Source organism: Pseudoalteromonas sp. MSK9-3 (assembly GCF_003590335.1).
In the GTDB taxonomy this organism is placed as follows: Bacteria; Pseudomonadota; Gammaproteobacteria; order Enterobacterales; family Alteromonadaceae; genus Pseudoalteromonas.
Genome location: NZ_MIET01000025.1, coordinates 49996 through 62505, shown reverse-complemented (window position 1 = coordinate 62505; position 12510 = coordinate 49996). Strand labels below are relative to the sequence as shown.

At 39.3% G+C, this 12510-nt stretch carries 7 protein-coding genes and 1 pseudogene; 2 read left to right on the top strand and 6 right to left on the bottom strand.

Annotation, left to right across the window (positions count from 1 at the left end; translation table 11 throughout):
• Positions 1-8: 8 nt before the first annotated feature.
• The 4 genes from BGP78_RS10280 to BGP78_RS10265 are packed head-to-tail and all read right to left on the bottom strand — an operon-like array spanning position 9 to position 7587.
• Positions 9-3713 carry a helicase-related protein gene (locus BGP78_RS10280; RefSeq protein ID WP_119861317.1) on the bottom strand — a complete coding sequence of 1235 codons (3705 nt, stop codon included), beginning with the start codon at positions 3711-3713 and terminating at the stop codon, positions 9-11.
• Between the two features lie 2 nt (positions 3714-3715).
• Positions 3716-5428 (bottom strand): NERD domain-containing protein, encoded by a 1713-nt coding sequence (locus tag BGP78_RS10275; protein WP_119861316.1) that lies wholly within the window; start codon positions 5426-5428, stop codon positions 3716-3718.
• A 6-nt stretch (positions 5429-5434) separates the two neighbouring features.
• A complete protein-coding gene (locus BGP78_RS10270) occupies positions 5435-6790 on the bottom strand; it encodes a hypothetical protein (RefSeq protein ID WP_119861315.1) in 1356 nt (451 codons plus the stop codon).
• Positions 6787-7587 (bottom strand): hypothetical protein, encoded by an 801-nt coding sequence (locus BGP78_RS10265; protein ID WP_119861314.1) that lies wholly within the window; start codon positions 7585-7587, stop codon positions 6787-6789. Before BGP78_RS10265 ends, BGP78_RS10270 begins: the two co-directional genes overlap by 4 nt.
• 373 nt (positions 7588-7960) lie before the next feature.
• Between BGP78_RS10265 and BGP78_RS10260 the strand changes: the two genes are divergently transcribed.
• Positions 7961-9492 (top strand): IS3 family transposase gene (locus BGP78_RS10260; RefSeq protein WP_259386273.1). Its coding sequence is split into 2 segments (ribosomal slippage): positions 7961-8417 and positions 8417-9492, totalling 1533 coding nucleotides; the frame shifts between segments, so codons are not numbered across the junction.
• Positions 9493-9511: 19 nt separating this feature from the next.
• A pseudogene (locus BGP78_RS10255) lies at positions 9512-9703 on the top strand (integrase); the annotation flags it as partial.
• A 134-nt stretch (positions 9704-9837) separates the two neighbouring features.
• Here BGP78_RS10255 and BGP78_RS10250 read toward each other — a convergent pair.
• A complete protein-coding gene (locus tag BGP78_RS10250) occupies positions 9838-10164 on the bottom strand; it encodes a YbaB/EbfC family nucleoid-associated protein (protein WP_010365021.1) in 327 nt (108 codons plus the stop codon).
• 59 nt (positions 10165-10223) lie between these two features.
• The gene (gene dnaX, locus BGP78_RS10245; RefSeq protein ID WP_119861312.1) at positions 10224-12509 is read right to left on the bottom strand and encodes a DNA polymerase III subunit gamma/tau; all 2286 of its coding nucleotides are present in this window, start codon (positions 12507-12509) and stop codon (positions 10224-10226) included.
• Position 12510 lies beyond the last annotated feature (1 nt).

The following is a 12510-nucleotide window of genomic DNA, read 5'->3' as shown; positions in this document are numbered from 1 at the left end:
ATTACTCCTTACCATTCATCGTCATCCCAAGAATCAAGCTCTGGTTCTAAATATGCTTCAGGACTTATCCACACGACAGATTCACCATCTACATTCCTCATACTTGTAGGGCACGCTAATTGATGCTGCTTTTTCCCAGTAGCACCAAACTGGCACATTATTTCACTCTCACTTGGTTCTACATCTGGTTGTAAATTGCCCCACGAATCTGACTTGGCAGAACGAATTCCCCAACTGTGTTTAAACTTTCTTTCGTAAAACCTATGTAAATCTTGTCTTTCATGCTCTTTAATTGCCTCTTCACGAAGCTCTAGCAGCTTATTAAACCAACCATCAAAAATTTTAATATCAATGTCTTTAGGTAATGTATCAATTGGAGAAAATTGTCTAGCATAGGCAATCATAAGCGCAGCAAAGCCTCTCTCAATAGATGGCCTTGAATATGGTGTGACAGAAGAAGGTTCTACTTGAGCATATAGCTTTTGATGATAAGCCCTAAAGTCCTCATAATGAGACTTATCTCTTGGCTTAGCATTATTAAAAATGGTTGTTACCAATCCAGGTCGTTCGTCTGCTCTTCTCCCTACGCGGCCAGATACTTGGATATATTGTGCAGTTGTTTTAGGCTGACCTACTATAGACATTAATGACAACCTATCTATATCGACCCCAACTTCAATAATACTCGATGCTAAACAGTATGGAGTAATTTCCCTCCCACTAAGTAAATTGATAAGTAAGCTTATTTGATTGGGGTATTTAATATCATTAGCTTTGCAAGCAGCTTTTAGTTCATCAACCAGAATATAATCTTCTACAGACAGCGCCCCTTTCATCGTTAAACACGTAAGAAGTTTGTCCCCTGGCTCTTTAATCTCTTGGTGCTTATTAACTAGCCTTTTAGTCTCTTCAATAATAGCTGCATGGAACTTATCACTTGGTTTTAAAAGAGATGTACTCAAACTTCGTTCAAGTAAAGCAATAGCAGCGGGAATTTCGTCATCTTTCAATCGGCTAGTTAATTCCATTCCTCCATTTAAAAATCGAGGTAATAGAAAAGAAGGGTATCTACGTTTAAGCTCTAATAAATAGCTGATGATATCAGCTTGAAATAAAGTTAAGGCACCACCAAGCTCCCTAATACTGTTATAAAAGCTCAATAAAGTAACCCAAGGATCTCTATTCTCAAGTTCCACTCGATTTGAAGAGAACAACAGAGCAGAATGAGTTCGCACCTGAGTGGTTAAAACTGAACCTAGTCCCGGAGCACAAACTCCGACATATTTTCTTCCGGGTTTCAGTTTATCCGACTCGTCTCTCTCATACCTTGCAAAAAATGAGTCTTCAGATGTAAGTCCAGGAGGAGGAAATATGTCTGTCCTACTCCTACCATATATTGACTGAACTTGCTCTTTATAACCTTTTGTTGTTGCAGTTGCACAAACAATTTTAGGCTTTATGTATTTGCCATTGTCGTCGGTATAAGAGCATAGCTCTTCAATTAACGGCTCATATAATCCAACCATTGTTCCAAGAGGACCAGTAATCAGGTGAAGTTCATCTTGGATTATCAGTTGAGGAGGTAATTTACTTCTTTCACCTTCTTGGTCTATGCCGAATAAACTTCTAATTTTAGGCTCCCAAGCGAGCATTGCGAATTTGTCCACTGTGCCAATAACTAAGGAAGGCTTCTTGTCGTATATATCTTCGTCAACTAAATAAACAGGGATTTCATTATGAAAGTCACACTTTTTATCTTCACAATGAAACTTCACAGTTCCTTTGTATGCCTTGTAACCTAATAGTATCTTTTTATCTTCTCCCGCTACTCCAAGCTGAGCGGCGCAATGGGGGCAGCGATCCAGTAAGAATGGGTTTTCTATTTCACCTTTATTTAAGTCTGATTTAATCTTTGATAACTTTGCCTTTGCAACAGCTCTCTTATTAGGAGTATTTTTACTTCCTACCCAAAGCCCAATTCCAAATTGTCCACCAGGTATCTTGTGTTCTCTGCGAATGACCTCTAAACAACATATTAGTGTAGACGCGCGTTGCAGTTGTTGTGCAGTCAACAATCGCAAGGTGTACCGCATTAATACCTGAACACTTTCTGCTTTTTCTCCATACTCCAGTCTGTTGTATAACAAAGTAAAAGCTGCTAAACCAAGATAAGCTTCCGTTTTACCGCCGCCAGTTGGAAACCATATCAAGTCAACCAATTCATGATCTAAATGTTCTGGGTTAACTGCGCCACTAACACACATCAACAAAAATCCAATCTGAAATGGTCTCCAAATACCTTTAGCGGAAGAATTCTCGCTAAACTCACTGTCAAACTTGAGTGTACCTTCCTCTAATGAAGCCTTTCTGATTTTCTTAGGTGCTCTTTTTTGTTGATTTAACATTGCTAAATTAGCAAGTTTAAATGCTTTTTTAGCTTGGCTGTTAGTCTGTAAGACTTTTAAGCCCTCTGACATTCGAATATGAGCTTCTCGACATTTTGATATGTGTTTATCAGCTTGCTCAATGAGCAGTTTCGTATGCTCCTGATTTCCTGATGTAATAGACTGTTTTTCTTCGACTAGTTTACCAATCCACCTCTCGTACCAATCAATCAACTGCTTTAGCTGAAACTCTCCAAGGCTCCCAGTTGATAATTCTGACAGCTCCTTCATAGAAATGGTTAAGGTCTCATCCTCATTCTTAATTTCTGCTGTGATACTAGGAGTTTCAAATGAGGGTAATGATTCTGTCCAGACACTAGAAACCGACTCCTTGGCTTCATATGGAGATAAATTCCAGTCAGCTGCAACCCCGTGACCTTTGGCGAAGGATGGCGTAATACGATAAAGTAACTGATTACTTAGTTCGTCTTCTTCCAAGTTTTCAGAGAAAAGGTCTAATGCAGCACTCTGATAAGGCAGTATATTATCAGTAGATGCTCCATCTAATGTTTTAGTTTCCACCGATAACTGCGCTTGAAACAAAGACCGTTTATTTCTCTCTAAATAGCTCGAAATATCAGTTGAGCGGTTAACTAATACTAGTGTAACGATTCTGTAATCACCGTAACGGCGAATAACCCCTTCTACATGAATTTCTGAAAAGTTTGGTTCAGTAGAAGTTTCTTTTAAAGCAATACTGATCTTACTTCTATCTGATGCAAGAGTATATTCAAAGTCCGTGGACACAGGCTTTCTTTTCCACCAATTGAATATATGTCCTTCGTCACTTTGAACCTTGAAGTCCTCATAAAAAGCTCCTTTAATAGAAATCTTTAACTTAATTGGCTCCTCTTCATTCACTACAAATGATAACCCCATACTACTCGGTGCTCTCGAATTAGCTAAAGAGACATCAAAGTCATCTTTATCATCATTTGTATTTAAGATAGTCTGTTTTGAAAGTGAAGGTGGCTTAATAGCTTCATGTTCAGATTGGCTAAGAGGTTTAATGCTTTCCACAGTGTTTGCTTCAGTTGGCATGGCTTCAAGCTCTTCCAATGGGTATAGTACACCAACTCCATATCGTTGTATTGGATACGTTTTTAGTATTTCTTCTCCATCGTCGTCAGACATCAAAGGAATATTAATTTGTTTCTTCTTAACCTTTCCGTCTTGCCATTTAAACTTTTCTCCATAGGCACAAGGCCCAACAAGTTCTTCAGACAAAGTTCCAAAGATTATATTGTCTCTAACTTCTGCACCTTTCATTTTTAATTTTTGATCCCTTTCAATAAGTGTGTTTTAACTTCATCTTTAAACATATAGATCACTAGTTCCGTTGCCCTACTTGCACCTACATACAACAGTTTCTTCGACTGTTCTGATTCTATTTCAGAAAAGTCAGTTAAAATAACTACGGGTGAATCCAACCCTTTAAACTTATGAATAGAAGTATATTGAACTGCATCTTCCCTAAAGCCAAACGGCACAACATTAAGTTCGCTTTCGTATTGTTTAGAGATTGACTTTGATTCAGAAACTTTAGATAAAAGGACTAATTCTGAAGCTTTAAAACCTTGCAGAATAAGCTTTTGAACTACGCTCGATATTTTATTTACTTGTTGTTCATCCGAAGCATAGAAATAATACTTAGAATCAAATAATGGATTACTTGTTCTCAAAAAATGGCTATAAGGAATTTCTATACTCGCTAAAGAAAAACTGAGTTCACTGACTGCCTGAATGTTCCTGCAATTTATGGCTAAGCGATAAATAGAAAAATCATTGCAACGGTTTCGAAAGTCATCCAATAAAGTATTCATTTCATACATAGAGTAAATATTTTGAAGCTCAAAGTCTCCGAATAAACTCCAGCGCCCGTTGGATAGACCTTGGTCTATCAGCAGTTCCAAGCAATCTAACCAATTTTGAACACTCAATATGTCTTGAGCCTCATCGAGCACTAAATATTTGTATGGGACAATTTCTTTATTTAATATTTCTTCAAAAGCATTGTTCGGGAGGTCTATAGTCCAGTAATCGTTTCTATCTTTCGCACTTTTTTTCACAAACTCTGAGTTGGCATACCTCTCTAGAAGTTCAGTAATTGTATAAATATCAATATTTGAATGAAATTTTCGTAAACTACTAGCTAGATGTTTATTTTTACATACGAAAAGTACCCGCTCCCCCCTAACAATTACCCTATTTGCTGATTCTAAAGCTAGGATGGTCTTTCCAACACCAGCAGCACCGTTAAAAACGACCCTTTTGTTATCTTCCATCGCATCTAATGCTACAAACTGTTCCTTGGTAAATTCAAAAAGATCCTTTTTGGTTTCGTCTCGAAAAAAGCCAAAACTAGTAGGCATTTCCAAGGATGGCCTTATCACTTTTATTAGCGTTTCAATATCAATTTTAGCTGGTCTTGTGTCTGTTGATTTAAACCATCTTACAGTTGAAGTATTAGCTAGTTTTTTACGGTATGAAGTGGCTCGATTTAACAAAAGTTTTGAAATTGCCGTTTTTCTATATTCTCTAACTCCGCAAAACTCTCGTGAATGCCATTCAATACTTGGTGCTATCAGCTCTGTATGAGTAAATATTACGAAAGGAAATATAGGAATATTACACAATGATGTATTTTTTGACTTTAGATATTCTGCCAAACTAAAAACTGCGTCATTTACCTGTTTAAAAGGGCCTTTTAAACAGCTTTGACTACTGCGACCTAAATACCACAAACCTTGTTCGAACCTAGCATATCTATGTGCTTTCACTTCTATAGCAAAAATACATACTTCAGGAATGATAACTAAAAAATCTATTTCACCTAGAACTTGAGTTTTATGATGGGCTATATTTAGTGAATGTAAAACTGTCCACTCTTTGGTATCAGGGTCTTGTCTAAGCCTTTCAAATAAGTGTTTCTCCCCATCACTGGGGTTATCTATATCGATAACTCTCGGTATCATATTTGACATATGCTTTTATCCTACGACCAAGATTGAAGCTTTAATTTTGCCAACGTTAAAACTTGAGGGTAGAGTGTCTTGGTGTTGCAGGCGCTTACGTAGCTCTTTAGCTATAATTTCTCTAGAAACCTCTGATTTTTTATGTCCAATTGAAATACAGTTGCTTAGAATATCTTTAGCTAAATTAAAGAACGCTGGAAATTCAACTTCAGGGATATCAGCAAACTTTAACAATGCTTTGAAATCATCATCATCTTTCGGCCGAATTGTATCTTTCTTCTTCCAATTATTTATATTGTAGTCTTTGGCATGTTTTGCCCCCAACGAAGTCAATAACCTCGGTAATTCATATGGTTGGTAATATTCCCTTAACGGAACCTTCCATGATTCCATTTGCCTCCTAAGCTCCATATTTACGTCATCGTCTGACATTTCGGAGTGATCAATTTCATTGACTATATATTTACAGTCATCTAGCTCATCATCCTCTAAAAATGGCCTTAGCTTCAATACACCATACTGATCTACAGTTAAATATTTTCGATTAACTTCAATAAGCGCAACTTGCCCCGTGACACTTTTTATTTCCCTTGTAAAGATACTAGGTTGCATACGGCTAAGCTCATTAACTAAGTCTGATAAGCTATTTTCTTTCTTCTCTTCTCTTTTGTAATTGGGAGGGGATGGCAATAGCAATCTACGGTTTTGGATGCTTGGGTTATGCTTTTTAGATGTCCATAAACTTTCCCCGCCGACACCATCAAAAATATCATGCTTTACAACTGAAGGTGGTAAATTCTCCGGTTGGACTACTAGTGTGCTAGCGGAACACGGGTAAGCCAATAATTCTTTGAACCAGTAACTAGGAGCAATTATTACTAACGTGCAAGTGATGTAATGGTTTCTTAATTGCCTTGGGAAAACAAAACCGACCCTACTCTTATTCGCATCACAAATAAGTGAGCCTAAAAAATCTTGGTCATCAGGCTTTTTGCAAAGTATAACAATATCCCCATTGATGCTGTTGAGTATCTCGTTGAGACAGTTTTGCAGAACGACTTTGACTTCAATGTAACTTTTAACTAGCTGATATAGCCTCTTTGCAGCAACATAAAACGCACCTTTATCTGAGCCAAAGTGCTTTCTTTTCTCAAGAATCGATTTTAGCTCTTCTTCTTGTGGCTCCCTACCTCCCAAATAATCATTCAGTATGTTTTTGTACTTGCTGCACGTATGTTTCTGTATATCTGTTTCTGAGCTTTGATAAAGATAATTCAAAAGCTCTATATATTCTGTTATTGGTTCGTAAGAATAATTTAAATTGACCAGTTCCGATGATGTAAAAGTTGCAAAATTAGCTACTTGGTTCATCTAACCCTCCAAATTGATAAAGGGTTTGTTCCCGCAGTGATTTCAACAATGCTTTTTAGGTTTTGAGGTAATTCCTCAAATTGAAGAACTTCAGCTGATTCTGTTCTGATAAAAAGGCTTTCTATTTCAGACTTAAACTCGACAAATCTGCTATGTGCTGCTGATAGAAGCACGATATTATTATTATCAATACGATCTGGGACTGTATTTATCCAAACTCGGTTTTTATCGTGTTCAAGATCAACCTTACTTTCAGATGTGAACCTTATTGCACTTTTTAAATCAACTAGGCTATCAATGCCTAACAAGCTTTTTAGCATTGAACCTTCGATTTCTTCATAAATCGCTTCTTCAAAATTTCTGAATTGAGAAATAATAGTGGGAAAAAATGTACCGGAATGCATTTGAATGTTATCGACGACTACATTATTTCGATCTATCCAATCGGTACCCTCTTGATCTCTTGCTAACTTTGCTTTTTTGTCAAAGTCATCTAATCGATTGAACTGTTCACAAATTGGGTTATTGCCCCGTCTTAATGCAAACTTGTACCAAATGTCGCCGCCAATCTCGGTAGTTTCTTGAATTTTAACTTTACTATATTTGTTAGTACCGTCGATTGGATAATATAAATTTGTTCCAGCAGGGTAAGGGCTTGAAAGTTTTGTTTTTGCAAACTCACAGCATAATAAAGAGATTAGCTTCGGGTTTTTACATACCAATATTGCACATGAGAATTGTTGATGTTTAAAAATTGATTGAACTAACTCTTTTACCAACCCCACTTGTGGATGCACTTCTAACTCCTTATGAAATGCTATTAACATTATGATTTTTATACCACTTATGCTATAGGTTGTCACTATTAATCAGCTCAATTGTTGAATCTAATCAATGTTAGTTTTCGTAAATTGTTCTTATGTGTTTATGAGGGCAGGTTTTATGAATAGAGAATGCTCACAACTACTTGGTTAAATGCCGTCACTCGTTCACCTAAAGAGCGGGATCATTGATTGGAAGCCCACATAGGAATTCCGACAGTTATTTTATTTCACACTTGTCGTGAATAGCTGTGTACAAGGCACAGAGCTAGGACCCCCCCCCTGTGTCAGGATAGTTGTCGCCTCAGTTTTTCATAAAATAAAACAGGGAGCGGTAAGTTAGTTGTGAGTGAAGCATTATCCAGAAGACCATAAGCAAGCAGTCATTAGAAAGCTGGTTGAAAGTGGCTTATCATTAGGTCAATTCGCAAAGCAAGAAAGTATCAACTTATCTACTTTGTATTCATGGCGAGATAAGTATTTAAAAGTAGGGTCTAGTTTGACAGAGAGTAATAGTTTAGATGGTTGGTCACCAGAGCAGAAGTTCTCAATTGTTTTAGAAACAGCAGCATTGAGCGAAATTGAGTTAAGTGAGTATTGCCGTGAAAAAGGGCTTTACCCTGAGCAAGTTAAAGAATGGAGGCAAAGCTGTATTGAAGGTAATCAGACGCAAGCCCAGCAGCGTAAGCAATTAACCCAAGAGCGAAAAGCTGATCATAAGCGGATCAAAGAGCTAGAAAAAGAGCTTAAACGTAAAGATGCAGCCCTTGCTGAAACCGCGGCATTATTGGTGCTAAGAAAGAAGTTAAATACCTACTGGGGGGAAGACGAGGACAGTTAACCTCACACTCAGATAGACAGTATTACGCATCTTTGATTGATGATGCCGTGACCTCTGGCGCAAGAAAAGAGAGAGCCTGTGAAGAAATAGGTTTGTCTATACGGACGTTACAGCGTTGGCAAGAACAGGGTGAAATCATCCCTGATAAAAGGCCAACAGCGAAAAGACCAGAGCCGAAAAATAAGCTGACAGAGGAAGAGCAACAAGCAATATTAGATATCAGCAACCAAGAGGAATACGCCAATTTAGGGCCGAGCCAGATAGTGCCAATGCTGGCAGATAGCGGGCAGTATATCGCATCTGAATCAAGCTTTTATCGTGTGCTGAAAGCCAATGACCAATTGACTCATCGAGGTAAAGCAAAGCCTAAGAATAGCCGAGTTAAGCCTAGGGGGTATACGGCGACAGGGCCAAACCAAGTTTGGACTTGGGATATCAGCTACTGCCCTTCAACAGTAATTGGTCGCTTCTTCTACCTCTACATGATAATCGACATCTTCAGCCGTAAAATTGTGGGTTGGGAAGTTCATGATAGTGAGTCAGGAGAATATGCTGCGGAATTACTTGAACGTACACTCTGGGCTGAGAAATGCGTTAAACAAAATGTTGTATTGCACTCAGATAACGGTAGTCCGATGAAGTGCCTGACGATGCAGGCCAAGATGCTTGAAATGGGGATAATAGGCTCTCGTAGCCGTCCAGGTGTCAGCAATGATAATCCATATTCGGGATCTCTGTTTCGCACGATTAAATATAGCCACCGCTGGCCAAGTGAAGGTTTTAAGCACCTTGAAGATGCAAGAAGCTGGGTGAAAGGCTTCACGAATTGGTACAACAACACACACAGGCATAGTCGTATCAAGTTCGTGACACCCGGGCAACGTCATAGTGGGGAAGATAGAGCGATATTGGCAAAGCGCCGTGAGTTATATAAAAAAGCGCAAGAAAAGAATGCTAACCGCTGGTCAAAGCACACCAGAAATTGGGATGAAATCAGTGATGTGGAGTTGAATCCAGAGAACAAAAGAGAAGTAGCTTAACAGCTCAGGCGACAACTACCTTGAAAAACACCAACTTCGTCACACTGACGCTAGCCGTTTGCTAATGAATGGAGCGAGAACTACTTGGTTAGCTGAGCAAATGGGACATTCGGACACAGGTATGATCAACAAAGTTTATGGTAAATGGATTAAAGGCGATGAAGCCGATTACATGGACAACTTGGGAGCCAGCCTTGGTCAAACTTATTAAACTAGTAAGTCACTCCAAAAACTAAAAAGCTCAGACCTAAAAATCTGAGCTTTTTTATTATCTGCCTTATGACCCGAATATGTCCCGAAGAATTACCGAACCTCTGCAAACCTTATAAAGTAAGGACTTTCAACTTAAAACGGCATCTTCATACCAGGTGGTAGTTGCATACCGCCGGTTACGTCTGCCATTTTTTTCTCTGACGCTTCACCTACACGGCGAACTGCGTCGTTGACTGCAGCGGCAAGTAAATCTTCAATCATGTCTTTGTCGTCTTCCATTAGACTTTCGTCAATTTCAACACGACGTACATTGTGGCTACCTAGCATAGTGACTTTCACTAAGCCTGCGCCCGCTTCACCTGTTACTTCTAAATTTTTAATTTCGTCTTGGGCTTTTTGCATGCGCTCTTGCATTTGCTGCGCTTGCTTCATCATGTTACCCATTCCACCTTTAAACATAAATATACTCTCTTACATCAAATCAAAACTGGCTAAAAGATAAGGGCGATTGTAACTGATTACAACGCCTGAATCGTATTTTCATCAATAACCGCCGCAAATTCTTGTACGAACTGCACAACATTCGCGTCTTGGTTAATGACATCCACAGCTTGTTGATAACGCTGTGCATCTATTTTCTGTTGGATCAAAAATGGCGAATCAATAACGCCTGGGGCAAAATTAATATCGACCTGTACTTCATAGCCATAAATATCACTTAATGAAGCAATCAGCTTTTGCCGCAATATCGCGCTATCTAAATGCTGTTGTGAAGCATCAACATCTAATTTAATACCATTGTGTTCTTTATTAAAAATCGAATGTAACGCAAATTGTCGCATTCTACCACCCAGACCCATACGCTTAATTAAGTGCGCCCATTCGTCTTGTTGATGGGCAAAGCGAATGTCACTGATTGGGCTGCTAAAATCATCCGGTATCGTAACTTGTTCAACAACCTGAGTTGCCGGTTCCGCTTTTTTTACAGGTGAGATTTGTTCTAATAACTCTGGTGCTAAATTCTCAGTTTTTGATTTATGCTTTTGCGCAAACGGCACTTTTTTCTCGGGCTTAGCAAAAGTCTGCGCTGGCTTTACTTCCGGTATTTGTGGCGCACTATGCGCCGTCGACTTTTTTGGCTCATCACCTTTAGGCTGTAATAGCTGCCCAGCCCCTGAAATATTGCGATTTTGCAATATTTTCGCTATCGCTGAATTCGCATTTGCTTGCTTATGTTCAAGCGAACTTTCATCAACATTAGGTTGCTGAGCTACCTCATTGCCTGATGTACCAGCACTTGGAGGCTCGTTAAACCCTTGTTCAACCGCTTGACTCATTAACTCATTATATTCACTTGCACTGTTGTGCTCTGCATATTCTGTCTCTGGTGCGTGTGATGATACTTGCTCAGCTGTTCCAACAAAAGTCGCGTTGGGTACCTCTGCATTTATATGCGCACTTTGCGCTGTTTGCGTTTGAGGCTGCTCAGTCGGTTTATTCTGAGCCTGGTGTTGTATCTCAGCTTGAGGTGCACTGTGACGTGCTGATTCATCACCTCGCTGCTCGGGTTCTGCTGACTTCGTCGCAAGTTGTGGTTGAGACACTGGCTGTAATTGAGGCGCAGGCTGTACTGGTTTATTAAATAAAGCCCGTAAGTCACCTACTTTTGACTTCGCTGGGGCAGTCTCTGTAGCTTGGCGTGCAACAGGGTGAGACATGTCACTTTGCTCAAATGCCAATAAGCGCAACATCACCATTTCAAAGCCCAGCTTTTGCTCTGGAGCCCACTTTAAGTCTTTTTTACCATTGAGCAGCAATTGGTAAAATAACTGGATCTGTTGTGCGTTCGTTTGCTGCATTACAGCAATCACATCGTCTTCTTCAAATTGGCTAAACTGAACAGCTTGAGGGACTAATTGCGCGAGTTGTATCACATGGCATAAAGCGATTAAATCGTCTAATACACTAACAAAATTACCATTTTTCAGTGCTATATTTGCCACTTCTTCTAATACTAAGACGCCGTCTTCGCAGAGCACTGCCGATAACAGCAATAAAGCATGTCGGCTATCCATCAAGCCTAACATTTGCTGTACAGCTGCAACGTTCAGATCACCGTTTGTTTGTGCTATGGCTTGATCAGTTAAACTCAAACCATCGCGCATACTGCCGTCGGCCGCTTTTGCCAATATTTGTAGTGACTGAGTGTCAAAGTTTACACTCTCTTGCGGTAAAATATTTTCTAGCTGAGCTGTTATCTCACTTTGCGACAAAGCATTTAAATTAAATTGTAAACACCGCGATAGAATCGTCACTGGTAATTTTTGAGGATCGGTCGTGGCTAATAAAAACTTTACATGCTCTGGTGGTTCTTCAAGCGTTTTAAGCAACGCGTTAAAGCTGTGTTTAGACAACATATGCACTTCATCTATTAAATAGACTTTGTATCGACCTCTGGTGGGTGAATACTGTACGTTATCTAAAATTTCTCGGGTATCTTCTACTTTGGTGCGCGAAGCTGCATCAATTTCAATTAAATCGATAAACTTGCCAACCTCTATGTCTTGGCAACTGCTGCACTGCCCACAAGGCGTAGAAGTGATCCCTTGCTCGCAGTTTAAGCTTTTTGCAAAAATACGGGCGATGGTAGTTTTGCCAACGCCCCGAGTCCCAGTGAATAAATAAGCGTGGTGCAACCTTTGCTCATTTAATGCATTGACCAAAGCTTGCTTAACATGCTCTTGACCAACTAATTGATGAAAGGTTTGCGGACGCCATTTTCGAGCTAGGACCTGATAACTCATA

Bases quoted from the DNA above. Each gene is read 5' to 3' on its own strand.
- BGP78_RS10270 (WP_119861315.1), bottom strand. From the start codon at position 6,790: ATGAACCAAGTAGCTAATTTTGCAACTTTTACATCATCGGAACTGGTC.
- BGP78_RS10275 (WP_119861316.1), bottom strand. From the start codon at position 5,428: ATGTCAAATATGATACCGAGAGTTATCGATATAGATAACCCCAGTGAT.
- BGP78_RS10250 (WP_010365021.1), bottom strand. From the start codon at position 10,164: ATGTTTAAAGGTGGAATGGGTAACATGATGAAGCAAGCGCAGCAAATG.
- BGP78_RS10280 (WP_119861317.1), bottom strand. From the start codon at position 3,713: ATGAAAGGTGCAGAAGTTAGAGACAATATAATCTTTGGAACTTTGTCT.
- dnaX (WP_119861312.1), bottom strand. From the start codon at position 12,509: ATGAGTTATCAGGTCCTAGCTCGAAAATGGCGTCCGCAAACCTTTCAT.